The following is a 24,210-nucleotide window of genomic DNA, read 5'->3' as shown; positions in this document are numbered from 1 at the left end:
TCATTCTGCGGCCTCCGTCGTCGAGGACGCCGCGCCGAGCATGGGGAAGCCCAGGCGCTCGCGCGATTCGTAATAGGCCTGCGCGATGGCGCGCGACAGGTTGCGGATGCGGCCGATGTAGGCGGCGCGTTCGGTCACGCTGATGGCGCCGCGCGCGTCCAGCATGTTGAACGTGTGCGCCGCCTTGAGCACCGCTTCGTAGGCCGGCAGGGCCAGCGGCACTTCCATCAGGCGCTTGGCTTCGGACTCGTAGTCGTTGAAATGCGCGAACAGCATTTCGGCCGAGGAGTACTCGAAGTTGTAGGTGGACTGCTCCACTTCGTTCTGATGGAACACGTCCCGGTAGTACACGGGGCGGCCGTTGGCGCCCTGCGTCCAGACCAGGTCATAGACGCTTTCGACGTCCTGCAGATACATGGCCAGGCGTTCCAGGCCGTAGGTGATCTCGCCGGTGGTGGGCGAGCAGTTCAGGCCGCCGACCTGCTGGAAGTACGTGAACTGGGTCACTTCCATGCCGTTGAGCCAGACTTCCCAGCCCAGGCCCCAGGCGCCCAGCGTGGGGTTTTCCCAATCGTCCTCGACGAAGCGGATGTCGTGCTGGCGCGGATCGATGCCCAGCGCTTCCAGCGAGCCGATATACAGGTCGAGGATTTCCGGGGGCGCCGGCTTCAGGACGACCTGGTATTGGTAATAGTGCTGAAGCCGGTTCGGGTTTTCGCCGTAGCGGCCGTCCTTCGGGCGGCGCGAGGGCTGCACGTAGGCCGCGCGCCAGGGTTCCGGCCCGATGGAGCGCAGGAAGGTGGCGGTATGCGAGGTGCCCGCGCCCACTTCCATGTCGTAGGGCTGCAGCAGCGCGCAGCCCTGCTTGTCCCAGTATTCCTGGAGTTTGAGGATGATTTGCTGAAAAGTGAGCATAGGGCGTGGCGATCTGGCCGCCGGCTGTCGATGACAAACCCGGCATTTTAACTGGAGCGGCCGGGGGACGTATTATGCGTAAATCCTGGGTGGCCGGCCCGGTCGCCTGACGGCTGCCTGCCCGCGCCAACCGGCACAATCATTTACAACGAGGAGCTAACCCATGTCCGACCTGATCAAGGTGGAAGTCACCGACGGCATCCAGATCATCACCATCAACCGTCCTGACGCCCGCAATGCCATCAACCTGCAGGCCGCCCAGGCCATGGCCGCCGCTCTGGATGAGCTGGACAGCCGGCCGGACGTGCGCATCGGCATCCTGACGGGGGGCGGCAACACGTTTTCGTCGGGCATGGACCTGAAGGCTTTCGCCCAGAGCGGCGAGCGGCCGCTGATCGCCGGCCGCGGTTTTGCCGGGTTGAACGAGCGCCCGCCCAAGAAGCCCCTGATCGCGGCCGTGGAAGGCTACGCCCTGGCCGGCGGCTGCGAAATGGCCCTGGCCTGCGATCTGATCGTGGCCGCGCGCAACGCCAGCTTCGGGCTGCCGGAGGTCAAGCGCGGCTTGGTGGCGGGTTCCGGCGGCATGGTGCGCCTGCCGCGCCGGCTGCCGTACCACATCGCCATGGAAATCGTGCTGACGGGGGACATGTTCAGCGCCGAGCGGGCGCATGCCTTCGGGCTGGTCAACCGGCTGACGGAGCCGGGGCAGGCCCTGGAGGGCGCGTTGACCCTGGCCCGCGCCATCGTCGAGAACGGTCCGCTGGCCGTGCAGACCGCCAAGAGCATCGTTGCGCAATCGGGGGATTGGGAGCAGGAGGGGATGTTCGACCGCCAACGGCCGCTGATCGCCCACATTTTCACGTCGGCCGACGCGAAAGAGGGGGCCACTGCGTTCGCTGAAAAGCGTAAACCCGTCTGGACGGGAAAGTAATCCGCCGGGGCGGACACTGCCGCGGGCCGCTGCCCGCGGCGGGGAGGAAGACCTGTGCGATGCACAGGTCTTTTTATTTGGGGACCCCGCTCCGCGGGGTCCCCAGCCCGTTGATGAAGCTGGCCCCCGGTCCCTGGTCTGTCGCTGAAGCGGGCGCGCGCGTCCGTCCCCTCTCGGGAAGACCTGTGCGAAGCACAGGTCTTATGAATCAAGGTCTCCGCTTAGCGGGGGGCTACAATCCCGGCGGTTTCACTTTCTAAACAACTTCGCTCACCTTTGCCATGACCGTCACCATCAAGGAAGAGGATTTCATCCAGTCGATCGCCGATGGAATCCAGTTCATCAGCTACTACCACCCCGTCGACTACATCCGTCACCTGGCTCGCGCCTACGAACGCGAGGAAAGCCCCGCTGCCCGCGACGCCATCGCCCAGATCCTGACGAACTCCCGCATGTGCGCCGAAGGCAAGCGTCCGCTGTGCCAGGACACCGGCATCGTCAACGTCTTCCTCAAGGTCGGCATGAGCGTGCGCTTCGACACGAAGCGCAGCCTGCAGGAACTCTGTGACGAAGGCGTGCGCCGCGGTTACCTGAACCCCGACAATCCCCTGCGCGCCTCGGTGCTGGACGACCCGCTGTTCGCCCGCCGCAACACCAAGGACAACACGCCCTGTATCGTCAACGTCGAGCTCGTCCCCGGGGACAAGGTCGACGTGCAGCTCGCCTCCAAGGGCGGCGGTTCGGAAAACAAGTCCAAGTTCGCCATGCTCAACCCCAGCGACTCCCTGGTCGACTGGGTGCTGAAGACGGTGCCCTCGATGGGCGCGGGCTGGTGTCCGCCCGGCATGCTGGGCATCGGCGTCGGCGGCACGGCCGAGAAGGCGGCGCTGCTGGCCAAGCAGTCGTTGATGGAAGACATCGACATGTACGAACTGCTCGACCGCGGTCCGCAAAACAAGCTGGAAGAACTGCGCATCGAACTGTACGAGAAGGTCAACGCCCTGGGCATCGGCGCCCAGGGCCTGGGCGGCCTGACCACGGTGCTGGACGTCAAGATCGCCACCTTCCCGACCCACGCGGCGTCGCTGCCCGTGGCCATGATTCCGAACTGTGCGGCCACGCGCCACGCGCATTTCGAACTGGACGGTTCGGGCCCCGCCCAACTGACGCCGCCGTCGCTGTCCGAATGGCCCGAAGTGCATTGGGCGCCGGACTACAACAAGTCCCGCCAGGTCAACCTGGACACCTTGACGCGCGAGGAAGTGGCCAGTTGGAAACCGGGCCAGACCCTGCTGCTGTCGGGCAAGATGCTGACCGGCCGCGATGCCGCGCATAAGCGCATCCAGGACATGCTGGCCAAGGGCGAGCCCCTGCCGGTGGATTTCGCCAACCGCGTCATCTACTACGTCGGCCCGGTCGATCCGGTGCGCGACGAAGTGGTCGGCCCGGCGGGCCCCACCACGTCCACCCGCATGGACAAGTTCACCGACATGATGCTGGACAAGACCGGCCTGATCGCCATGATCGGTAAGTCCGAGCGCGGTCCCGTGGCGATCGAGGCCATCCGCAAGCATGGCTCGGCGTATCTGATGGCCGTGGGCGGCGCCGCCTACCTGGTGTCCAAGGCGATTCGCTCGGCCAAGGTCCTGGCGTTCGCCGACCTGGGCATGGAAGCGATCTACGAGTTCGACGTCAAGGATATGCCCGTGACCGTGGCCGTGGACGCGCAGGGCACGTCGGTGCATACCACCGGCCCGAAGGAGTGGCAGGCCCGCATCGGCAAGATCCCGGTCGCCACCGCGTAAGCACGATGCCGTAATGGTGTGACTTCGCATGGGAAGCGAAAATGCGCTTCCCATGCGCGGCGCGTTGCCGCGCCAATGCCGGATTTTCCAGAAAGTATTCACCGGCAGCGCTGATATTCCCGCGCTTCGCCAACTTCTACGCTTCCCGTTCCTCTTGAAACGGAAGGTAGAAGACCCCAATGAATCACCAGATTGTCGCCGCTGGCGCCAAGCGCAGAAGGCTGAGTAAATCATTTCAATCCCAGGCGCGCGTCAGGCTGTTGCCGACGACGCTATGCGCGCTTCTGTTCGGCTTGCCCGCGTTGAATGCGGCCGCTGCCGACCTGAAGGAACCGTCAGGCCAGACGTACAAGAACCAGGAGTTCAGGGACGGAGACCACTATATTCATAATGGTATTTTCCTCGGCGAACACGGGAACCCTGGCCTCATGCTCTATGAGAGTGCCAACGTAAGGCTGGATGGCGGGCAAATAGTTCTCGAGCCGCGCAGCCAGCAAGACGGGAGGGACGAATCGGGGGCGCTATACCGCTTCTTAGGTAGCACTGGAAAGCTGTGGCTTCAAGGGACATCTATCAAAACGACCGACGCGCACAGCTCGGGCGTCGTTTTATTTAATGGGTCAGCCGAACAAAACCTCTTCGAGGACGTGCAGGTGCTGACCGAAGGCGCTAATTCCCCCGCTTACAGGTTGGATGGTACAGGGGATAACCCAGGGGCTACGCTGATCGGCGGATCGATACATACGCAAGGCACGGACTCATACGCCGCGCAAGTGAGTGGCGGAGATTTGATCGCGAGGAACGTCAATATCGTCACGGATAAGGCGGCTGCCTTCAAGTTGATCCAGTACGGGGCGAAGCAGACAGCGCTCGAACTGGGAGGCACCACCACGGTAAAAAGCGGGAACGGTGTCCTTGCCAGGACAGTATCGGAGAATGGCGGCCGCGGTCCGATCCTGATCGACATGCGCGACAAGGCGCAAGCGGAAGGCGACATCGGAGCCGACCGGCAGGACACCGCAGCGCCGAACGTCAATATCACCGTACGCGACGACGCAGCGTGGACAGGCAGAACCTACTACTCGCCGACCGTCACGGGACACGCGGTGCAAGTCGACGTGCGTGACAGGGGCACATGGTTCGTCAACAACGACTCGTCGGTCACTGCATTGGGGCTGTCCGGCAACGGCAGGATCGCTTTCACGGGACCGCAATCCACGTTGCTGGACGTGAAGGGGGACTTGAAGGGTAGCGGCGGTTTGCTCGACATGCGCGTCGATACGAGCAACGGCATCACGGATCGCCTGACCATCGGGGGCAAGGTGGAGGGCAAGCATGGTCTGCTGGTGCGCAATTCCGGCAAGGAAGCCAACATCAAGACGATGCCCGCGATGATCACCGCCGGTCAGAAGGGCGAGGGCGACTTTGCTTTGAAAAACAAAGGCCAGATCGTCGAGGCCGGTGTGTATCAATACCGGCTGAACAAGGCCGAAGGCGAGGCGGGCGGCGATGCGTGGCGGCTGGTGTATGCCGGGGAGAAGCCGGTGCCTCCAGCGCCACCCCCCAAGCCAGGGCCGAAACCGGATCCCAAGCCAGGACCCAAGCCCGGACCCGGTCCTCAGCCGCAACCAGATCCGCAACCCGCGCCGCCGCCCCAGCCAGCGCCCGCGCCGGATGTCGATCCGAGCCTTTCGACGCAGGCGCGCGCGGTCGTCAATACCGCGGGCCTGGGCACGTCCTTCAATCTGTGGAATGCCGAGCGCGGCATGATGGCTTCGCGTTTGGACGAGGTGGGCAGGGACAACGCGGCGACAGGCTTCTGGATGCGCAATCTGGGCACGCGGCAGACCATCGACAATGGCCTCGGCGATGCGTTTTCGCAGAAACTGGCCGGCATGCGCCTGGGCGCTGACCGCAGCTTCATGACGGAGCAGGGCCGCTGGGTACTGGGCGGGCTGGCCGGCTACACGCGCGCCGATCGCAATCTGGGCGACGGCGGCAAAGGCAAGACGGACAGCTATCAGGCAGGCCTCTACGGTGCGTATATCGCCGATGACGGCACGTTCGTCAGCACGGGCCTGACCTACAACCGCTTGAACAACAAGTACAACTCGATCGGCACGGACGGCAGCAGCAGCCGCGCCGCCTACAACAGGAACGGCTTGGGACTGTCGCTGGATGCCGGCCGCCGTTTCGGTTTCCAGGATGGCTGGTTCCTGGAGCCGCGCATGGGCGCCGACTATCTGCATCTGGGCTCGGCCAATTTCGACAGCAATGACGGGATGTCGGTGCGGACGGGCAGCGGCACCGTGTTGCAGGCCCGCGCGGCGCTGAAGCTGGGGCGCGACATCGAGATCGACAAGGGGATGGTGACGCCTTACGTCCGCGTGGGGGTGGCCAAAGCCTGGGCAAACAATGGCGACGTCGTTGCCAACGGCATCACCCTGAGTCCCGGGATGGGCGGCACGCGCTTCGAAGTCGGCGGCGGCGTAATGCTTAATGTGGCGAAGCGGCACAGCCTCTATGCCGACTATCGCTATACCCGGGGCCAGGGCTACAAGCAGCCCGCCGCTGTGGAGGTCGGCTACCGCTATCAGTTCTGACCGCTCAGACCGTTCTTGACGCGGCCTGAGCCGGGCAGGTTCACCGCAGGCGTTCGATATCCTGTCCGGTGATGCCTGCCAGGAGCTGCGCGGCTGGCCCTTGCGCCAGCCGCAACGCCGGCGCCAGGTCCAGCAGCGGCTGCAAGACGAAGGCGCGCTCGTGCATGCGGGGATGGGGCACGGTCAAACGCGCCTCATCCAGGCTGAGTTCGCCGTAGAGCAACAGGTCCAGGTCCAGGGTCCGCGGCGCGTGCCAGTAAGGACGCTCGCGGCCATGGCGATTTTCCAGGGCCTGCAGCAGGTCCAGCAGGGCCAGGGGCGCCAGCGTGGTGCGCAAGCGCGCCACACCGTTTACGTAGTCGGGACCACCGGCGTCCACCGGCGCCGAGCGATAGAAGGGCGACTGCTCGCAGTCCAGTATTCCAGGGCTGGCGGCCAGGTCCTGCAAGGCCGCTTGCAGGGTCGCTGCCGCATCCCCCAGATTGGCGCCCAGGCCGATGTAGGCAGTGATGGCCTGGGTTTCCTGATCGGGGCCTTGCGTTGCATCAGCGGGCCCCCGTGCGTCGCCCAGGTTCCCGGGCGGCGCCGCGTTGCGTGTCATGCGTCGCCACCCGGCTGCGCACCGGCACCCGGAGGTTTGCGGCGCGGACGCCGGCGGCGGCGCTGGGCCGTTTCTTCTTCGCGGCCACGCGGTGCCCGCGACGCCTCGTCGATCATTTGCGTGCGGGTGATGTCGTCGCCGTTGGCGAGGTCCATCCACCACTGCGCCAGCACGCTGTCGAATTCGCCGGCGGCGGCGCGCAACTGAAGGAAATCGCAGGCGGCGCGGAAGCGCGGCTGCTCCAGCATGCGGAAGGCCGTCTTGCCGACGCGCCGTTCAAAGCGCGGCTGCATGAACCAGATCTCGCGCATGTCGGACGAGAAGCGGCGCTGGATGGCCAGCTTCTCGGTCTGTTCATCCAGCACCGAGTCGGCTGCCTGGATCAGCGCCGGAATGCTCTGCTCGCCGCCCTTGGACAACTGGCGCCAGCGGACTTCGACCTGCTGCCACAGCAAGGCGGCGAACAGGAAGCTGGGGCTGATGCTCTTGCCGGCGCGCACGCGGGCGTCGGTGCGTTCCAACGCCAGCTCGACGAAGTTTTCACCACCGGGCTGCTCCAGCACCACGTCCAGCAGGGGCAGCACGCCGTGGTGCAGGCCCTGGGCGCGCAACTGGCGCAGGCAATCCATGGCGTGGCCGCAAGTGAGCAGCTTGAGCATTTCGTCGAACAGGCGCGAAGCCGGCACGTTCTCGATCAGGTCGGCCATGGTGCGGATGGGTTCCCGCGTGGCCGGCTCGATGGTGCCGTTGAGCTTGGCCGCGAAACGCACGGCGCGCAGCATGCGCACGGGGTCTTCGCGATAGCGCTTGTTGGGGTCGCCGATCATGCGCACGATGCGCTTCTTCAGGTCGGCGACACCGTTGTGGTAATCGATGACTTCTTCACTGAGCGGGTCGTAGTACAGCGCGTTCAAGGTGAAGTCGCGGCGCGCGGCGTCTTCCGCCTGCGAACCGAAGACGTTGTCGCGCAGAATGCGGCCATGCTCATCCGTTTCCTGGTCTTCCGAGGCGGGCGCGCGGAACGTGGAGGTCTCGATGATCTCCTGGCCGAACACTACGTGAACCAGCTGGAAGCGGCGGCCGATGATGCGGGCGCGGCGGAACAGGGGGCGGATTTCCTCGGGCGTCGCATTGGTGGCGATGTCGAAGTCCTTGGGCTCGATGCCGACGATCAGGTCGCGCACCGCGCCGCCGACGATGAAAGCCTCGAAGCCGTGCTGGCGCAGTACCTCGCAGACCTTGATCGCGTGCCGCGAAACGTTGCGGCGATCGATGCCGTGCTTGTCCGCCGATATGCGCAGGGGACCACGTGCCGGGAAAAGCCGGCCGACGAATTTTCTTATGGTTTCAGTGATCATCGATTTTCAGGACTTGGCATCTTCCATGTGCGCGAACAGGTCCAGCACCTGCCAGCCGCGCGTCTGGGCGATGTCGCGCAGGGCGGGGCTGGGGTTGGCCGCGATCGGGCAGTTGACGACTTCGAGCAGCGGCACGTCGTTGACCGAATCGCTATAAAAAAACGTTTCGGAAAAATCCGCAAGCGCCAACCCCATGCCGGCCAGCCAGTCGTTGACTCGCAGGACCTTGCCTTCCTTGAAGCTGGGTACGCCTTCGATGCGGCCGGTATAGCGGCCGCCGACGTATTCGGCTTCGGTGGCGATCAGGTGAGGCACGCCGAACGCGCGCGTGATCGGGGCGGTGACGAAGCGGTTGGTGGCGGTGACGACCGCGCACAGGTCGCCGGCCTCGAGGTGCGATTGCACCAGGCGTACGGCCGGCAGGGAAATGGCGGGGCGGATGACCAGCGCCATGAACTCTTCATGCCACGCCGCCAGGTCGAAAGGGGTATGCGCCGCCAGCAGGCCCAGCATGAACTCGGCCGATTGCTCGGCGGTCAGTTCGCCGCGGTTGTAGCGGTCCATCAGGTCTTCATTGCGCGCGCGGGCTTCGTCGGGGTCGCCGGCCCGGCCGGTGCGCGCCAGGAAATCGGCCCATTGGTAGTCGCTGTCCAAGGGCAGCAGGGTGTGGTCCAGGTCAAACAGGGCCAGGCGGCGGGCAGAACTCATTTCGTATGTGTATCCGGGTCTGCCAGCATGGTGCGCAGCAGGGAGATGTTGATGGGCCGGCGGGTAGCCAGCGAGTAACGATCCAGCGCATCCAGCAGGGTGGCGAGGCGGCGCATGTCGCGATCGTAGTGGGTCAGCATCCAGTTGAGCACTTCCGGGCTCAATTGCAGCCCCCGTTCGGCGGCCTGCCTGCCCAGCGCTTCCAGCTTGTCCGCGTCGGACAACTGGGCCAGCCCGTAGACCAGGTCCCAGCCCAACCGGGTGCGCAAGTCTTCGCGTAGCGGCATGGCCAGGGGAGCGCGGTCGCCCGCGACGGCCAGCGCGAAAGCGCGGTCGGTCGCGGCGGATTCGCGCCAGCGATTGTACAAGGCAAACAGGGCGGCCTGGCCGGCGTCGTCCATGAGATGGATGTCGTCGACCGCCACCACGGCCGGCATGGCGGCCTGGGCGTCGCTATGAGCCAGGGCCGGCAGCGCGGCGCGCGCTTCCATGCCCGCGGTAATGTAACGGGCGCCAGGAACGGCGGCCAGGGCGCGCAGCAGGTGGCTGCGGCCACAGCCGGCCGCGCCCCAGAGGTACAGCGCCCGCCCAGGCGTGAGCGTGCGCACGGCCGCCAACGCCGCCTGGTTTGGACCAGGAACGAAGTTGGCCAGCGTGGGTGCTGACTCAGGAAGGACGGATAACAGCAGCTGGCGGTTCATGGCTGACGAGCGAAGCGGGTAAAATCCCGGTGGTTTACCCAAAAAATCCTGCAATTGTCACACACCCGACGGTTTTTCTCATGACAAATCAACCCCAAGCTCCGTTGACCTATCGCGACGCCGGCGTCGACATCGACGCGGGCGACGCCCTGGTCGACCGCATCAAGCCGTTGGCTGCCCGCACCATGCGCGCGGGCGTGCTCGCCGGCATCGGCGGATTCGGCGCCCTGTTTGAAGTGCCGAAGAAATATCGTGAGCCCGTCCTGGTGTCTGGCACCGACGGCGTTGGCACCAAGCTCAAACTGGCCTTCGAATGGAACCGGCACGACACCGTCGGCATCGACCTGGTCGGCATGAGCGTAAACGACATTCTCGTGCAAGGCGCGGAATCGTTGTTCTTCCTCGACTATTTTGCCTGCGGCAAGCTGTCGGTGGATACCGCGGCCGCCGTCGTCGGCGGCATCGCGCGCGGCTGCGAACTGGCTGGTTGCGCCCTGATCGGCGGTGAAACCGCCGAAATGCCGGGCATGTACCCCGACGGCGAGTACGACTTGGCCGGTTTCGCGGTCGGCGCGGTGGAAAAGTCCGCCATCATCGACGGCAAATCGATCCAGCCGGGCGACGTGGTGCTGGGCCTGGCCTCCAGCGGCGCGCACTCCAACGGTTTTTCGCTGCTGCGCAAGATCATCGACCGTGCCGGCGCCAAGCCGACCGACGACTTCCACGGCCAGCCCCTGGCCGACGTCGTCATGGCGCCCACCCGCATCTACGTCAAGCAGGTGCTGGCCGCGATCGCCGCCCATGGCACCGCCATCAAGGGCCTGGCCCACATCACCGGTGGTGGCCTGGTCGACAACGTGCCGCGCATCCTGCAACCCGGCCTGGCCGTGACCCTGCACCGCGACGCGTGGGAATTGCCCGCGTTGTTCCAGTGGCTGCAGCAGCAAGGCGGCGTGGCCGATGCCGAAATGCATCGCGTGTTCAACTGCGGTATCGGCATGGTCGCCGTTGTCGACGCGGCGCAGGCCGATGCCATCATCGCCACCTTGCGCGCGCAAGGCGAGACAGTCAGCCGTATCGGTGAAGTGGTGGCGCGCCAAGGCGATGCGCCGCAGACCGTGGTGATCTAATCCAGCAGCGGCGCGCAGGCATCGATGACCTGCGCGACCGCGTTGCCGGCCAGGCAATCGATGATGGTCCTGTCCGGCTGCGCGCGTAGCCAGGTTATCTGGCGCTTGGCCAGCTGGCGCGTGGCAGCGATGCCGCGTTCGCGCGCTTCGGCCAGGTCGATAGTGCCGTCCAGATGGTCCCAGAACTGGCGGTAACCCACACAGCGCACCGATGGCAGGTTCGGGTGCAGATCCCCGCGTGCCCGCAGGGTCCGCACTTCCTCCACCAGGCCTGCCGCCAGCATCATGTCGAAGCGTTGCGCGATGCGTTCGTGCAGCCGCAGACGGTCCGAGGGCTCCAGGCTGATGGTGATGTAGCGATGAGCCGCCGCGTCAGCGGTGCTGTCCTGCGCCACGTCGCCTGCCGTGCTCATGTGCCCGGGGGCGGCTTCTTTCTTTTTCTTTTTGCCCAATAGCGCCGACATCGGCTGGCCACTGAGCAGGCAGATTTCCAGCGCCCGCTGGATGCGTTGGCTGTCGTTGGGCGCAAGACGGGCCGCCGTCACGGGATCCAGCTTGGCCAGTTCGGCGTGCAGGGCCGGCCAGCCGGCCTGGGCGGCGCGGGCTTCCAGGTCCGCGCGCAAGGCCGGATCGGCCTGCGGCAGGTCGTCCAGGCCATCGCGCAACGCCTTGTAGTAGAGCATCGTGCCGCCGGCGAGCAGGGGAATGCGGCCACGCGCCTGGATCGCGGCGATCAGAGTCAGGGCATCGTTGCGGAATTCGGCCGCCGAATAGGATTGCGTCGGATCGCGGATGTCGAGCAGATGTTGCGGCACCTGCGCCTGCTCTTCCGTGCTCGGCTTGGCCGTGCCGATGTCCATGCCTCGATAGATCGTGGCGGAATCGACGTTGATGATTTCCAGCGGCCAGCGGCGCGCCAGCGCCAAGGTAGCGGCGCTTTTGCCGGCCGCCGTGGGGCCGGTCAGGCAGATGATGGGCAGGGAGGCCATGCCGCGCCTATTGCCCGCGCAGGAAAAGCTTGTCCAGGTCCGAAACCGTCCACTGGACCCAGGTGGGCCGTCCATGATTGCACTGGTCGGCGCGTTCGGTGGCTTCCATCTGGCGCAGCAGCGCGTTCATCTCGTCGATGGTCAAGCGGCGGTTGGCGCGTACCGAGCCATGGCAGGCCATGGTGGACAGCAATTCGTTGCGTTGTTCGGTCAGCAGGCGGGATACGCCCACCGCGCCCAGGTCGCGCAGGATCGCGCGCGCCATGGTTTCGATGTCGCCGCGCGCCAGCAGGGCCGGCACGGAACGCACCGCGATGGTGGTGGGGCCGGCCGGACGCAGCTCGAAGCCGAGTTCGATCAGCTCGTCACGGTATTCCTCGACCAGGGCGACGTCCTTTTCCTGGGCGTTGAACACCACCGGCACCAGCAGGTCCTGGCGCGGCAATTCCCGCTGGTCGAGCGCACGCTTCAATTGTTCATAGACCACGCGCTCGTGGGCCGCGTGCATGTCCACCAGGACCAGGCCGCGCCGGTTCTGGGCCAGGATGTAGATGCCATGCAATTGGCCCAGCGCCATGCCCAAGGGCTGTTCGTCGTCACCCGGCAGTGCAGGTCGTCCTGGCGGGGGCTCGGCCATCTGCAAGGCCTGGCGGTCTGCCATGGCCGCTTCGATGGCGGCGTAGCTGAAGCCGCCGTTGGCCGCGGGCGTGGCCGGCGCGGCGTACGGCATTGCCGTATTTGCCGTGTCCGCTGCGTCCGCTGCGTGCGCCGGGCCTGGCGCGCCGCCTTCACTGTCGGCGCCGCGAAAGCCGCTTGTTCCGTTCTGTCCATTGCTTGTGCTGGAGCCGTACGCGGCGGCGTCTTGGGGCCGCTCATGCAGGGCGCCCGCGTCGCGCGGCCACTGCTTCGGGGCCGGGCTTGCGGTTGCATCGCCGCCCACGCCTGGCGGGGCCGCCACGCCCGTGGGCCGGGCGTTCTCGTCGCCCAAGGGGCGGTATAGCGTCTGCCAGTCGCCCGCGCTTGCCGGCGTCTGCAGGCGGAAGGGCACCTGGGTGTGGGGACGCTGAGGACCGCCGCCACCCGCTGCACCCGGGCCTGGGCGCAGGAAGCCGGCGCCGCTCGTGCCGGCGTGTGCCGCCGAATTGCCCGGCGCGCCTGATGCGCCTCCCGCAGCTCCCGCGCCTCCCGCGGCACCGGTCATTCCTGCCGGCTCGGCCTGCGTGCCGGCCGCGGTCGTCCCCGACCCGGCCGCTACGCCATTCTGACCACCTGTCTGCGCCAGCACCTGCCCAACGGCCTGGGTGACGAAACGGTGCACCGCGCCGCTTTCGCGGAATCGAACCTCGCTCTTGGCCGGATGCACGTTGACATCGACGGCGGCGGGATCGATCTCCAGGAACAGTACATAGGCCGGCTGGCGGTCGCCATGCAGCACATCCGCGTACGCAGCGCGCAGCGCATGGCTGACGGTGCGGTCGCGCACGAAGCGCCCGTTGACGTAGAGATATTGCCGGTCGGCGCGGGCGCGCGCCGCCGTCGGACGCGTGATCATGCCGGTCAACGATACCGGGCCGACCTCATGCTGCAGTGGCAGCCCGTGTTCGGCGAACTCCGCGCCCAGCACGTCGCGGATGCGGCGGAAGGGATCGGTGGGCAACCATTGGCGATGGGCCCGGTCCTGGTTGAACAGGCGGAAAGCGATGCCCGGGTAGGCCAGGGCGATCCGTTCCATCGCATCCAGGCAGTGGCCGAATTCGGTGGCTTCCGCACGCAGGAACTTGCGGCGGGCGGGCACCGAATCGAACAGTTGGCGCACGTCCATGGTGGTGCCGGCCGGGCCGGCGGCCGGCGTCGGCTCGGTACTGCCCCCTTGTATCTGCCAGGCGTTCTGGCTGTCCCGCGTGCGGGAGGTGATCGTCAACCGGGCTACCGAAGCGATCGATGCCAAGGCTTCGCCGCGGAACCCCATGGACGCAACTGACTCCAACTCGTGCAGATTGGCGATCTTGCTGGTGGCGTGGCGCATCAAAGCCAGGGGCAATTCCTCGGGCGGGATGCCGCTGCCGTCGTCGGTGACCGCGATTCGGCGTATACCGCCGCCTTCCAGGCGGACCTCGATGGCGCGGGCCCCGGCATCGATGGCGTTTTCCAGCAGTTCCTTTAATACCGAGGCAGGGCGTTCGATGACCTCGCCAGCGGCGATCTGGCTGATCAGTAGGTCGGGCAGCGCGGCAATGGAACGGCGATCGGACATAAGTAGTGCGGGTCTCGGCGGCGGGGGGGCCGTTGGATATAAGACAAAAGGCGGGCGGCGCATCGCCGCAACACAGGGTTTGCGATCGATTTTAGCTGGATGCCGCAGTCGGCTATATTCCCGGGTCACCCTTAATGTTTTTGCTGAAGCTGATCACATGCTCGATTTACTGAATATGGTGTTGCATATCGACCAGACCCTTGGGGTTTGGGTCGCGAAGTACGGGGCATGGGTGTATCTCGTTCTGTTCCTGATTGTTTTCGCTGAAACGGGCTTTGTGGTCATGCCGTTTTTGCCGGGTGATTCGCTGTTGTTCATCGCGGGTGCGTTTGGCGCATCGGGTCATATCGATCCGGTCGTGCTGGCGGTGTTGCTGGTGATCGCGGCGGTGACCGGAAATACCTTGAATTACGTCATAGGACGGGCAATCGGGCCAAAGGTGTTTTCCACGAATCTGCGGTTTCTGGATCGCGATGCGTTGATGCGCACGCATGCTTTTTATGAGAAGCATGGTGGCAAGACCATCGTCATGTCGCGCTTCATTCCGCTGGTGCGCACGTTCGCGCCTTTCGTTGCCGGCGTCGCTGAAATGAGCGTTGCCCGCTTCCAGCTCTTCAACATCACCGGCGGGTTGCTGTGGGTGGTGAGCCTGGTGGCGGCGGGGTATTTCTTCGGCAACATCCCGATGGTGAAAGAGCACTTGAACCTGATCGTGCTGATCGGCCTTGGGGCAGCCATCGCGCCGCTGATCCTGGCGGGCATCTGGAAGATCATAAAGAAAAAGAAAAAGACCAGCGCGGTGAAGCCGCAGTAAACAAAAAGGCCTGTGCAATGCACAGGCTTTTTTATTGCGCTCGGGAAGGCCCGGCTTTGCCGGGCCGACAATGCCCCCGGGGGCATGTGGGGGCGGCCCCGCCCCCACAAAAAAAAACCTGTGCATTGCACAGGTCTTCCAGAAAGCCTTCTACGTTGCGTCGCCCACGCGGGCCAGGGGCGGGTTCGTCGTCAGATACCGCTGAATCCCCGTAAACATCGCCATCGCCAGTTTGTCCTGATGCTGCGTCGACTTCAGCAGGGACTCTTCGGTCGGATTGCTGATGAACGCGGTTTCCACCAGGATGGACGGGATGTCCGGCGCTTTCAGGACGGCGAAACCGGCCTGTTCCACGCTGTCCTTGTGCAGGTGATTGATCTTCTTGATCTCCTGCAGGAACACCGACCCAAGCTTCAAGGAATCGTTGATCTGCGCCGTCGTGGACAGGTCCAGCAGCACCTTGGCAACCTGCTCGTCGTGCGAACCCAGATTCACGCCACCGATCAAATCCGCGGCATTTTCCTTGTCCGCCATCCAGCGCGCCGCCGAACTGCTGGCCCCGCGTTGCGACAACGCGAACACCGACGACCCGCTGGCGCTGGGCTTGATCCAGGCATCCGCATGGATGGACACGAACAGATCCGCACGTACCCGCCGCGCCTTCTGCACCCGCACATGCAGCGGCACGAAATAATCGTCGTCCCGCGTCAGGTAGGCGCGCATATTGGGCTGCGCGTCGATCAAGGCCTTCAGGCGATGCGCGATGCGCAGCACCACGTCTTTTTCCCGCAGGCCGCTGGAACCGCTGGCCCCCGGGTCCTCGCCCCCGTGGCCGGGATCCAGGGCAATGGTCAGCATGCGCTTGCGGCCGGCCAGCTTGCCCGACGGCTTTTCCACGGCGGGCGGCGGCAGCGGCTGCGAAGGATTGGGCAGCGGCGCTGGCTTGGGAATCGCCGCGGTCTGCGTGTCCGGGCCGGGCGGGTTGCGCGAAATGTCGTCCAGGATGCGCGCCAGGGGATCGTCGACGTCCGGGCCGGCGGGCTGCTTCTTCAGGATGGCCATCAGGGGATCCTGGGCCACCTTGGGATACAGGTCCAGCACCAGACGGAACTGGTAATCGGCCACCGGCTTGAGGGTGAAGACCTGCGGCGCGACCGCCTGCTTAAGGTCGAACACCAGGCGCAGCACGTTCGGACGATTCTGCGCGATGCGCAGCGAGCGGATATAGGGATCATCCTTGCGGATGCGGCCGGCCAGGTCGTTCAAGGCCTGGCTCATGGACAGGCCCTCGATATCCACCACCAGGCGGTCCGGATTTTCCAGGGTGAACTGCTCGGCCTTCAGCTCGCTGTCCAGTTCCAGCGTGACCCGGGTGTATTCGTCCGCCGGCCAGGTACGCACCGCCAGCAAGGTGGCGGCCTGGGCCAGACGGGGAATGACCGGTAAGACGATCAGTGTGGCCGCCGCCGAAATCAGGCGGCGACGGGTCATGGCGCCGCGTGTGACGGGGGCGCCGGGTTCGGGACGATCGCGTTCAGCCATAGTTGCCCTCTAGCGGTGTAAGCGGTCAACGTGGCATCGCGCCCCTGGTCCGCATAAACCAGGGAAATTTGCAGATCGGGGGGGGAGAGCAGACCCTCCGCCTTTTCCGGCCATTCGATCAGAACGACCGCGTCGTCCCGCAACAAATCGCGAAAACCTGCGTCCAGCCACTCGCGCGGATCGCTAAATCTATAGAAATCAAAGTGATAGAAGTATAAGTTAAAAACTTTATAGCTTTCAAGCAAGGCATAGCTTGGGCTTTTGATCCGGCCCTTTATGCCGCATTCACGCAACAGCGCGCGCGTAAATGCGGTTTTACCCGCCCCCAGTTCCCCGGAAAGGTGTATGCGGCCTCCGGCGGGGGCAATGCCGGCGCGGCCGTCGAGCAGGGGCGCCAGCTGGCGGGCCAGGTTTTCGGTGGCGTGCTCGTCGGGCAGATGGACGGTCAGGCAGGCGAGGGCGGACATGATGGCGGGGCGAGTGGTAAAAACATGGGAATTATAGGTAGGGGGCGACGCCGCCCCTGGCCCGGTCGATTACCAACCCTGCCGCGGATGCCGAACAGGCATGCCGGCGGCATCAGAACGGAGCTGTACCGCCATGAAAACGCGCACCGAAAAAGATACTTTCGGACCGATCGAGGTTCCCGACGATCATCTTTGGGGGGCCCAGACTCAGCGCTCGCTGCAATTCTTCGCGATTTCGACCGAGAAGATGCCCGTTCCGCTGGTCAATGCGATGGCGCGTCTGAAGCGCGCCGCGGCGCAGGTCAACGCCGACCTGGGTGAACTGGATGCCGGCATCGCCAAGGGTATCGTGGCGGCCGCCGACGAAGTCATCGCCGGCAAGTGGCCGGATGAGTTTCCGTTGTCGGTCTGGCAGACCGGCTCGGGTACGCAAAGCAATATGAACATGAACGAAGTGCTGGCCAATCGCGCTTCGGAAATCCTGGGTGGCGAGCGCGGCGAAGGCCGCAAAGTGCACCCGAACGACCACGTCAATCGTGGCCAGTCGTCCAACGACACCTTCCCCACCGCGATGCACGTCGCGGCTGCCGTGCAGGTCGAGCAGCATCTGCTGCCCGCGCTGAAAGCGCTGCGCGCCACCTTGGCGGAAAAGAGCGCCAAGTACTACGACGTCGTCAAGATCGGCCGCACCCACTTGCAGGACGCCACCCCGCTGACCCTGGGCCAGGAGTTGTCCGGCCACGTGGCCCAGCTGGACCTGTCCGAACAGCAGATCCGCGCGACCTTGCCGGGCCTGCATCAGCTGGCCATCGGCGGCACCGCCGTCGGTACCGGCCTGAACGCGCATCCCGATTTCAGCGTCAAGGTTTCGGCGCAGCTGGCGCACGATACCGGCGCTGCCTTCGTGTCCGCGCCCAACAAGTTCCAGGCGCTGGCTTCGCATGAAGCGCTGTTGTTCGCGCACGGCGCGCTGAAGACCCTGGCCGCGGGCCTGATCAAGCTGGCCAACGACGTGCGCTGGCTGTCCAGCGGTCCGCGTTCGGGCCTGGGCGAAATCAGCATTCCGGAAAACGAGCCGGGCAGCTCCATCATGCCGGGCAAGGTCAATCCGACGCAGTGCGAGGCCATCACGATGCTGGGCGCCCAGGTGCTGGGCAACGACGTCGCCATCAATATCGGCGGCGCCAGCGGCAACTTCGAACTGAACGTGTTCAAGCCCCTGGTGATCCACAACTTCCTGCAATCGGTGCGTCTGCTGGCCGATGGCATGCACAGCTTCAACGATCACTGCGCCAAGGGTATCGAGCCCAACCTGGACCGCATCGCCGAGCTGGTCGACCGTTCGCTGATGCTGGTGACCGCCCTGAATCCCCATATCGGCTATGACAAGGCTGCCCAGATCGCCAAGAAGGCGCACAAGGAAAACCTGTCGCTGAAGGAATCGGCGCTGCAGCTGGGGCATTTGACCGAAGAGCAGTTCAATCAGTGGGTCGTGCCCGCTGACATGACGAACGCGAAGCACAAGTAGCCTGCATTACCGCGTTCCGTGCGGCACCGCTGAAAAGGGCGGAGGGGGAGACCCCTCCGCCTTTTTTCGTCTGCTCACGCTGTCCGCCCCTGTCTCTCCGCTTCTTGAATCTGTTATGGACGAGCCGGGCTTTCCTCAGTACCTGATGTAATTGATTGCTGCTATCCTTTCCAATGTGAAGGAATGCGCATGCCAAAAGCAATTTTTATTTCCGCATCCGAAACAGATCAGCCTGCAAACGGGCGGGTTGGAGACTTAGGAGGATTTACCATAATGATCAAGAAGCATACGCTGGCTGCTGCCATCGCTCTGGGACTCTCGTTCGCCGCCACCGGAGCGCATGCGGCCGGTTACCCCGACCACGCCATTCGCGTGATCGTTCCCTTCGCGCCGGGCGGTTCGACGGACATCATCGCCCGTCTCGTCACGCAGCGCATGAGCCAGGAACTGGGTCAGCCGCTGGTGATTGAGAACAAGGGCGGCGCGGGTGGTGCCATTGGTGCCGCCGAAGGCGCCAAGGCCGCGCCAGACGGTTATGTGCTGTCGATCGCCACCGTGTCGACGATGGCCGTCAACCCCGCTTGCCGCCCCAACGATCTTCCTTACGATCCGATCAAGGATTTCCAGCCGGTCACGAACTTCGCGAACACCGCCAACGTGGTGTCGATCAATCCCAAGTTCCCGGCCAAGGATTTCAAGGAATTCGTCGAGGTCCTGAAGAAGAATCCGGACAAATACTCCTACGGCAGCTCGGGCACGTGCGGCGTGCTGCACTTGATGGGCGAGTCCTTCAAGATGGCGACCGGCACGAAGATCGTGCACGTGCCTTACAAGGGCTCGGGTCCGGCGCTGGCCGATGCGGTGGGTGGCCAGGTCGAAATCCTGTTCGACAATCTGCCTTCGTCCATGCCTCAGATCCAGGCCGGCAAGCTGAAGGCCATGGCGGTGGCGTGGCCGCAGCGCATCCCGAACATGAAGGATGTGCCGACGTTCGCCGAAGCGGGCTTCCCGGTGCTGAACCAGCCGGTGTGGTACGGCTTGCTGGCGCCCAAGGGTACGCCCAAGGAGATCGTCAACAAGCTGCGTGACGCGGCTGTGATCGCGTTGAAGGATCCCCGCGTGGTCAAGGCCCTGGACGAACAGGGCTCGTCGCCGTCGGGTAACACGCCGGAAGAGTTCGCCAAGGAAATCCAGCAGCAGTACGACTGGGCCAAGGACGTGGTCAAGCAGCAAAACATCAAACTGGAATAAGAAGGCCCCCCCGTACCGCGCGTAGCGCGGCCCCCCAGGGGGCGGCACTGGCGGACCGGAAGGAAGGCCCACCCCCAGGCGCTACGCGCCCCCCCCTCCAGGGGGCGGCACTGGCGGACCGGAAGGAAGGCCCACCCCCAGGCGCTACGCGCCCCCCCTCCAGGGGGCGGCACTGGCGGACCGGCAAAGCCGGCTCCGCTGTGCCTGCGGTCAGGAAGACCTGTGCAATGCACAGGTCTTTTTTCTTTGGGCCTGCTCCGGCATAAAATCCTGCCTATGAGCAAAGCCCGTCACGTCTCCGAAACGCCTGCCACGCAATTCCTGCGGCAGCACAAGGTCGCCTTCACCGAACACCCCTACGACTACGTCGACCACGGCGGCGCGAAGGAATCGGCGCGGCAGCTGGCCGTCGACCCCCACATCGTGGTCAAGACGCTGATCATGGAAGACGAGGCCGCGCGTCCGCTGATCATCGTGATGCACGGCGACCGCGAGGTCTCCACCAAGAATCTGGCCCGCCAGACCGGCGCGAAAAAAATCGCCCCCTGCCATCCCGACACCGCGCAACGCCATTCCGGCTATCAGGTCGGCGGCACGTCCCCCTTCGGTACCCGCAAGCGCATGCCGGTCTGGGTGGAAGCGACCATCCTGGACCTCCCCAAGGTCTACATCAACGGCGGCCGCCGCGGCTACCTGGTAGGCATCGCGCCGCAAGTGCTGGTCGACCTGCTAGGCGCCAAGCCCGTCACCGCCGCCCTGGAAGATTGACCCGCCTGATTCCGCGCACAAAAAAAGCCTGTGCAAAGCACAGGCTTTTTTATCGCAGGCACAGCGGAGCCGGCTTTGCCGGTCCGCCAGTGCCGCCCCCTGGAGGGGGACGCGCATAGCGCGTGGGGGTGGGGCTTTCCTCCGGTCCGCCAGTGCCGCCCCTTGAGGGGAGGCGCGTAGCGCTTGGGGTGGGCCCTCCCTTCCGCCAGTGCCGCCCCCTGGGGGGCCGCGCGCAGCGCGGTACGGGGGGCTATAACATAGCGACCTCGTTCTGCACGAACTTGCGGATCCGCACCGCGTCAGCCACGCGGGAGTACTTGCCTTGCGAATCGAGCAGCACGATGGCCAGGTCGCGCCCATTGATGCGCGCCAACATGACCAGGCACTCGCCGGCTTCATTGATGTAGCCGGTCTTGGACACCTTGATGTCCCAGTCCGCATTGCGCACCAGCGCGTTGGTATTGCGGAATGTCTGCGTGCGGCCCTTGCGCATCTCCACGTCGTACTCGGTGTCCGTGGTGTAGCGGTGAATCAGCGGCCGCTGCGAAGCGGCGCGCAGCAGGCGCACCAGATCACGCGGCGACGAGACGTTCTCGCTCGACAGGCCCGTGGGCTCGACGAAGTGAGTGTCCAGCATGCCCAGCTCGCGCGCCTTTTCGTTCATGGCCCGCACGAACGCCGGCATGCCGCCCGGATAGTAGCGGCCCAGGGCATGGGCGGCGCGGTTCTCCGAGGACATCAGCGCGACGTGCAGCATGTCGGCGCGGTTCAGGCGCGAGCCCACCGGCAGGCGCGACGACGCGTGGCGCAGACGATCGATATCGTCGTCGCTGACCTCCATCATCTCGTCCATCGGCAGGTTGGCGTCGACCACCACCAGCGCCGTCATCAGCTTGGAAATCGAAGCGATGGGACGCACCGTGTCTTCATTCTTGGAAAACAGCACCGTCGAAGTCGCCAGGTCCTGCACGTAGGCGACGCTGGAACGCAGCGCGGCGGCTTGCGACGACGGCGTGGTCAGGCGCGCGACCGCCTGGCCGGCATCGGCCGAGGCCGTCGTGCGGACCGGGGTGAGGGTGCGGGTAGTGGCCACCGCGGGCTGTCCCGCCGACGACCGGATGACGGTTTCCTTGCGTCCCGCCACCGTCCTGGTGGTGGTGACGGACTTCTTGGCCGGCGCGGCCTTGGCGCTGCTCTTCGCTGCGCTCTTGGTGGCGGCGGCCGTCTTCGCCGGGGCTTTGGCGGTAGCGGTCTTGGCCGCAGGCGCCTTGGCAGCCGTCTTCGCCGGGGCCTTGGCGGCGGCAGTCTTGGCCGGCGCTTTCTTCGCGGCCTTGGCTTGTTCAGCCTTGCAAGCCGCCGATTTGGCATTGGTCTTGCAGGGATCGGCGGCGGCGTGCGCAGCCGATGAATACAGGGTCGATAGCGCGAGCAGCAGCGGAGCCGCCACCGTGTAGACCGATCGTTTCCAGGTATGCGCCATAGTAAAACGTGACTTATCAGGGTGTGAAGAGATGTTTCGACACTGGCTGCGGCGAAAAATTGATTTGAATTATAGGGTTAGGCGAACAATTTAAACAATCTTTTAAAAGCCGAGTGTGTTGAAACGTAATCCTGTCATGCCGAACGACGCTTGTCGGTCAGTGAAATCCCGAAGAAGTCAATTGGGGGACACAATGAGATGTGCTGCCCAGACTGAACAAGCGTCGGGGGCAGACGATTGAAAAGCACGATGAGGTGGGGATTTCGTCTGTAAAGACGGAGGTTTGGTTCAACCCGCTTTTGTAACGCGCTGGCCGCGGGCGCGGCCAGCGCGGAAGGTCATTCCAGGGCGCTTCAGCCCATGCGGACGCCGGTAGCGGTGGCGACGGCTTTCCAGCGCTTCATTTCGGCCTGGATGAAGGCCGTGAATTCCGCCCGGCTGCTGCCGACGGGGTCCAGTCCTTCCTGTTTCAGGCGCTGGGCGATATCCGGATGCTTGATGCTGGCGCTGGCGGCTTGCTCCAGGGCCTTGGCCTGGTCCTCGGGGATGCCGCCGGGGGCAAACAGCCCATACCAGGTGCGGTAGTTGAAATCCGGCAACACCTGGCTGATGGGCGGCACATTCGGGTAGGCCGCCAGAGGCTCAGGGGTGCTGACACCCAATGGCTTGAGCCGGCCGCTGCGCAGCAGCGGCTGCACGGTCGCCATGTCCGACATCAGCAGGTGGACCTGCTTGCCCAGGATGTCCTGGACCGCCGGCGCGGCGCCCTTGTAAGGCACGCTGACGATATCCAGCTTGGCCTGGACCTTGAACATTTCCCCGGCCATCTGGCTGGCGCTGCCCAGGCCGGCGCCGGCGATGCTCAATTCCTTCGGATGCTTGCGTGCGTAGTCCAGCAATTCGGCGGTGTTCTTGACCGGCAGATCGGGATGGCAGACCAGGATCAGCGGTGACGTGGCGGCCAGGCTGATGGGCGTGAAGCTGCGCACCGGGTCGTAGGGCAGGTTGTCCTGGATGCTGGGGTTGATCGCGAAGCTGGTGTAGGCCATCAGCAGCGTGCTTGCGTCGCCAGTGGCCTGCGCCACCGCATTGGCGGCGATGTTGCCGCCGGCGCCAGGTTTGTTTTCGACGACCAGGGTGCGCTTGAGTTCGGCGGTCATGCCCATGGCCAGGGAACGGGCGACGAAGTCGGTGCCTCCCCCGGGCGGCGCGCCGACTTCCAGGCGCAGTGTCGATGCCAGGTCCGCGGCGCTGGCCAGGCGCGGCAGCGCGCTACAGGCGAGCAGGGTGGGCAAGGTGGTCGCCAGGAATCCACGACGATTCATTGTTGTCTCCAGAGAATACGGTTTTTCTTCTTTCCTCCTGGTCAGTCTAGGTTTTGTCGACTAGCATAAAAAGTGACTTAATTTGCTGATAAAGATCAAATTTTCTGATGAAACTCGAAGCCTTCCAGACCTTGGCCGCGGTGATCGCCGAGGGCACGTTCGCGGCGGCGGCGCACGTCCGGCACATGACGCCCAGCGCGGTGAGCATGCAGATGAAGCAGCTGGAACAGTATGTGGGCAAACCGCTGTTCGATCGCTCGGGCCAGCACGTGCGGCCGCGGCCCGCCGCGCTGGAATTGGTCGAAACCATGAGCCCGGCCTTGAACATGCTGGAGGCTTTGCGGCGGCGACCCAGCATCGTGGTGGAAGGGCATCTGCGGGTGGGCGTCATCGAAGCCTTGCAGCCCATACTGCTGCCGGCCGCGATGCTCCATCTGCGCGAATATCATCCGCGTCTGACCATCGCGCCGCAACGCGGCACCAGCGTGCAGCTCACCGAAGAAGTGAAGGCCGGCGGCCTCGATGCCGCCATCGTCGCGCGGCCCCAGCGTGGCCTGCGGGCGGGCCTGCACTGGACGCCGCTGGCTTCGCAGTCCCTGGTCTTCATCGCGCCGCCCGGCCGCAAGGCGGGCGCGCGCGAAACGGCGCATCGGGCATTGGGCACGGTCGAACTCACCAACCGCATGCGCGCCATGGACTGGGTGCGTTACGACCGCGCCACTACCACCGGCACCATGGCCACCCGCTATGTCCAGCAACTGGTGCCGGGCAAGCGCAGCCTGGTCGAGCTGGGCAGCGCCGCCGCCATCGTCGCCATGGTCAGCGCCGGACTGGGCTTTTCCGTTCTGCAATTGATCGATCGGCGCTTGACCGACATCTATCCCGTCGACGTCTGGCCGCTGCCCAAGGGCGGTCCGGTATTCGAACTGGGCGTGGTGACGCGCCAGGTGGAGGCCGAAGATCGTCCGCAGCAGGCCTGGCTCGAAGCCGTGCAACACGCTTTGGCGCTGGCTTCCGCCGGTCGCCCGGCCGAGCGTTGA

At 65.0% G+C, this 24,210-nt stretch carries 20 protein-coding genes; 9 read left to right on the top strand and 11 right to left on the bottom strand.

The annotated features are described in order from the left end of the window. Window positions 1-915 carry a glycine--tRNA ligase subunit alpha gene (gene glyQ / locus ASB57_RS16980; RefSeq protein WP_057653294.1) on the bottom strand — a complete coding sequence of 305 codons (915 nt, stop codon included), beginning with the start codon at window positions 913-915 and terminating at the stop codon, window positions 1-3. A 163-nt stretch (window positions 916-1,078) separates the two neighbouring features. Between glyQ and ASB57_RS16975 the strand changes: the two genes are divergently transcribed. From ASB57_RS16975 to ASB57_RS16965, 3 genes are all read left to right on the top strand, one after another. Beyond that, on the top strand, window positions 1,079-1,846 hold the full coding sequence (locus tag ASB57_RS16975; RefSeq protein WP_057653293.1) for a crotonase/enoyl-CoA hydratase family protein: 768 nt from the start codon (window positions 1,079-1,081) through the stop codon (window positions 1,844-1,846). A gap of 281 nt (window positions 1,847-2,127) precedes the next feature. Next, on the top strand, window positions 2,128-3,651 hold the full coding sequence (locus tag ASB57_RS16970) for a fumarate hydratase (RefSeq protein WP_057653292.1): 1,524 nt from the start codon (window positions 2,128-2,130) through the stop codon (window positions 3,649-3,651). Window positions 3,652-3,830: 179 nt separating this feature from the next. Then, window positions 3,831-6,254 carry an autotransporter outer membrane beta-barrel domain-containing protein gene (locus tag ASB57_RS16965; RefSeq protein ID WP_082621667.1) on the top strand — a complete coding sequence of 808 codons (2,424 nt, stop codon included), beginning with the start codon at window positions 3,831-3,833 and terminating at the stop codon, window positions 6,252-6,254. 40 nt (window positions 6,255-6,294) lie between these two features. Here ASB57_RS16965 and ASB57_RS16960 read toward each other — a convergent pair whose 3' ends face one another. The 4 genes from ASB57_RS16960 to hda are packed head-to-tail and all read right to left on the bottom strand — an operon-like array spanning window position 6,295 to window position 9,622. Beyond that, window positions 6,295-6,855, bottom strand: a complete 561-nt coding sequence (locus tag ASB57_RS16960) for a 2-amino-4-hydroxy-6-hydroxymethyldihydropteridine diphosphokinase (protein WP_082621666.1) — start codon at window positions 6,853-6,855, stop codon at window positions 6,295-6,297. Next, window positions 6,852-8,213 (bottom strand): polynucleotide adenylyltransferase PcnB, encoded by a 1,362-nt coding sequence (gene pcnB, locus ASB57_RS16955; protein WP_057653290.1) that lies wholly within the window; start codon window positions 8,211-8,213, stop codon window positions 6,852-6,854. The genes ASB57_RS16960 and pcnB overlap by 4 nt, the downstream gene beginning before the upstream one ends. A 6-nt stretch (window positions 8,214-8,219) precedes the next feature. After that, window positions 8,220-8,921: an HAD family phosphatase gene (locus ASB57_RS16950; protein ID WP_057653289.1), complete on the bottom strand. Its 702-nt coding sequence runs from the start codon at window positions 8,919-8,921 to the stop codon at window positions 8,220-8,222. Beyond that, window positions 8,918-9,622 carry a DnaA regulatory inactivator Hda gene (gene hda / locus ASB57_RS16945; protein ID WP_057653288.1) on the bottom strand — a complete coding sequence of 235 codons (705 nt, stop codon included), beginning with the start codon at window positions 9,620-9,622 and terminating at the stop codon, window positions 8,918-8,920. Before hda ends, ASB57_RS16950 begins: the two co-directional genes overlap by 4 nt. A gap of 80 nt (window positions 9,623-9,702) precedes the next feature. Here hda and purM point away from each other — a divergent pair, with 80 nt between their 5' ends. Beyond that, a complete protein-coding gene (gene purM / locus ASB57_RS16940; RefSeq protein WP_057653287.1) occupies window positions 9,703-10,752 on the top strand; it encodes a phosphoribosylformylglycinamidine cyclo-ligase in 1,050 nt (349 codons plus the stop codon). Here purM and miaA read toward each other — a convergent pair. Next, the gene (gene miaA / locus ASB57_RS16935) at window positions 10,749-11,741 is read right to left on the bottom strand and encodes a tRNA (adenosine(37)-N6)-dimethylallyltransferase MiaA (protein WP_057653286.1); all 993 of its coding nucleotides are present in this window, start codon (window positions 11,739-11,741) and stop codon (window positions 10,749-10,751) included. The two genes, purM and miaA, sit on opposite strands and share 4 nt — an antisense overlap. Window positions 11,742-11,748: 7 nt before the next feature. Then, window positions 11,749-13,995 carry a DNA mismatch repair endonuclease MutL gene (mutL, locus tag ASB57_RS16930; RefSeq protein WP_057653285.1) on the bottom strand — a complete coding sequence of 749 codons (2,247 nt, stop codon included), beginning with the start codon at window positions 13,993-13,995 and terminating at the stop codon, window positions 11,749-11,751. 157 nt (window positions 13,996-14,152) lie between these two features. Here mutL and ASB57_RS16925 point away from each other — a divergent pair, with 157 nt between their 5' ends. Continuing rightward, a complete protein-coding gene (locus ASB57_RS16925) occupies window positions 14,153-14,809 on the top strand; it encodes a VTT domain-containing protein (RefSeq protein WP_156414193.1) in 657 nt (218 codons plus the stop codon). Between the two features lie 150 nt (window positions 14,810-14,959). Here the strand turns inward: ASB57_RS16925 and ASB57_RS16920 are convergent, their stop codons facing one another. Both ASB57_RS16920 and tsaE read right to left on the bottom strand, forming a co-directional pair. Beyond that, a complete protein-coding gene (locus tag ASB57_RS16920; protein WP_057653283.1) occupies window positions 14,960-16,351 on the bottom strand; it encodes an N-acetylmuramoyl-L-alanine amidase in 1,392 nt (463 codons plus the stop codon). After that, a complete protein-coding gene (gene tsaE / locus ASB57_RS16915; RefSeq protein ID WP_057653282.1) occupies window positions 16,297-16,818 on the bottom strand; it encodes a tRNA (adenosine(37)-N6)-threonylcarbamoyltransferase complex ATPase subunit type 1 TsaE in 522 nt (173 codons plus the stop codon). The genes ASB57_RS16920 and tsaE overlap by 55 nt, the downstream gene beginning before the upstream one ends. A 133-nt stretch (window positions 16,819-16,951) precedes the next feature. Between tsaE and fumC the strand changes: the two genes are divergently transcribed. From fumC to ybaK, 3 genes are all read left to right on the top strand, one after another. After that, entirely contained in the window at window positions 16,952-18,346 is a 1,395-nt protein-coding gene (gene fumC, locus ASB57_RS16910) for a class II fumarate hydratase (protein ID WP_057653281.1), read from the top strand. Between the two features lie 273 nt (window positions 18,347-18,619). Further along, a complete protein-coding gene (locus ASB57_RS16905) occupies window positions 18,620-19,597 on the top strand; it encodes a tripartite tricarboxylate transporter substrate binding protein BugE (RefSeq protein WP_057653280.1) in 978 nt (325 codons plus the stop codon). A gap of 276 nt (window positions 19,598-19,873) precedes the next feature. Then, entirely contained in the window at window positions 19,874-20,365 is a 492-nt protein-coding gene (ybaK, locus tag ASB57_RS16900; RefSeq protein WP_057653279.1) for a Cys-tRNA(Pro) deacylase, read from the top strand. 250 nt (window positions 20,366-20,615) lie between these two features. Here the strand turns inward: ybaK and pbpG are convergent, their stop codons facing one another. Together pbpG and ASB57_RS16890 are read right to left on the bottom strand one after the other, a co-directional pair. Continuing rightward, window positions 20,616-21,845, bottom strand: coding sequence for a D-alanyl-D-alanine endopeptidase (pbpG, locus tag ASB57_RS16895; protein ID WP_057653278.1), 1,230 nt, complete (start codon window positions 21,843-21,845; stop codon window positions 20,616-20,618). A gap of 353 nt (window positions 21,846-22,198) precedes the next feature. After that, window positions 22,199-23,170: a tripartite tricarboxylate transporter substrate binding protein gene (locus tag ASB57_RS16890; protein ID WP_057653277.1), complete on the bottom strand. Its 972-nt coding sequence runs from the start codon at window positions 23,168-23,170 to the stop codon at window positions 22,199-22,201. Between the two features lie 107 nt (window positions 23,171-23,277). Between ASB57_RS16890 and ASB57_RS16885 the strand changes: the two genes are divergently transcribed. After that, a complete protein-coding gene (locus ASB57_RS16885; RefSeq protein WP_057653276.1) occupies window positions 23,278-24,210 on the top strand; it encodes a LysR family transcriptional regulator in 933 nt (310 codons plus the stop codon).

The organism is Bordetella sp. N, from assembly GCF_001433395.1.
Lineage (GTDB): Bacteria > Pseudomonadota > Gammaproteobacteria > Burkholderiales > Burkholderiaceae_B > Bordetella_C.
This window is presented reverse-complemented; position numbering and strand designations above follow the sequence as displayed.

What these genes read in the sequence shown, in the direction of transcription:
- tsaE (WP_057653282.1), bottom strand. Translation starts at nt 16,818, where the DNA reads ATGTCCGCCCTCGCCTGCCTGACCGTCCATCTGCCCGACGAGCACGCC.
- pbpG (WP_057653278.1), bottom strand. Translation starts at nt 21,845, where the DNA reads ATGGCGCATACCTGGAAACGATCGGTCTACACGGTGGCGGCTCCGCTG.
- mutL (WP_057653285.1), bottom strand. Translation starts at nt 13,995, where the DNA reads ATGTCCGATCGCCGTTCCATTGCCGCGCTGCCCGACCTACTGATCAGC.
- ASB57_RS16885 (WP_057653276.1), top strand. Translation starts at nt 23,278, where the DNA reads ATGAAACTCGAAGCCTTCCAGACCTTGGCCGCGGTGATCGCCGAGGGC.
- ybaK (WP_057653279.1), top strand. Translation starts at nt 19,874, where the DNA reads ATGAGCAAAGCCCGTCACGTCTCCGAAACGCCTGCCACGCAATTCCTG.
- ASB57_RS16975 (WP_057653293.1), top strand. Translation starts at nt 1,079, where the DNA reads ATGTCCGACCTGATCAAGGTGGAAGTCACCGACGGCATCCAGATCATC.
- ASB57_RS16965 (WP_082621667.1), top strand. Translation starts at nt 3,831, where the DNA reads ATGAATCACCAGATTGTCGCCGCTGGCGCCAAGCGCAGAAGGCTGAGT.
- ASB57_RS16925 (WP_156414193.1), top strand. Translation starts at nt 14,153, where the DNA reads ATGCTCGATTTACTGAATATGGTGTTGCATATCGACCAGACCCTTGGG.
- miaA (WP_057653286.1), bottom strand. Translation starts at nt 11,741, where the DNA reads ATGGCCTCCCTGCCCATCATCTGCCTGACCGGCCCCACGGCGGCCGGC.
- ASB57_RS16950 (WP_057653289.1), bottom strand. Translation starts at nt 8,921, where the DNA reads ATGAGTTCTGCCCGCCGCCTGGCCCTGTTTGACCTGGACCACACCCTG.
- ASB57_RS16920 (WP_057653283.1), bottom strand. Translation starts at nt 16,351, where the DNA reads ATGGCTGAACGCGATCGTCCCGAACCCGGCGCCCCCGTCACACGCGGC.
- ASB57_RS16960 (WP_082621666.1), bottom strand. Translation starts at nt 6,855, where the DNA reads ATGACACGCAACGCGGCGCCGCCCGGGAACCTGGGCGACGCACGGGGG.
- ASB57_RS16890 (WP_057653277.1), bottom strand. Translation starts at nt 23,170, where the DNA reads ATGAATCGTCGTGGATTCCTGGCGACCACCTTGCCCACCCTGCTCGCC.
- hda (WP_057653288.1), bottom strand. Translation starts at nt 9,622, where the DNA reads ATGAACCGCCAGCTGCTGTTATCCGTCCTTCCTGAGTCAGCACCCACG.
- ASB57_RS16905 (WP_057653280.1), top strand. Translation starts at nt 18,620, where the DNA reads ATGATCAAGAAGCATACGCTGGCTGCTGCCATCGCTCTGGGACTCTCG.
- glyQ (WP_057653294.1), bottom strand. Translation starts at nt 915, where the DNA reads ATGCTCACTTTTCAGCAAATCATCCTCAAACTCCAGGAATACTGGGAC.
- fumC (WP_057653281.1), top strand. Translation starts at nt 16,952, where the DNA reads ATGAAAACGCGCACCGAAAAAGATACTTTCGGACCGATCGAGGTTCCC.
- ASB57_RS16970 (WP_057653292.1), top strand. Translation starts at nt 2,128, where the DNA reads ATGACCGTCACCATCAAGGAAGAGGATTTCATCCAGTCGATCGCCGAT.
- pcnB (WP_057653290.1), bottom strand. Translation starts at nt 8,213, where the DNA reads ATGATCACTGAAACCATAAGAAAATTCGTCGGCCGGCTTTTCCCGGCA.
- purM (WP_057653287.1), top strand. Translation starts at nt 9,703, where the DNA reads ATGACAAATCAACCCCAAGCTCCGTTGACCTATCGCGACGCCGGCGTC.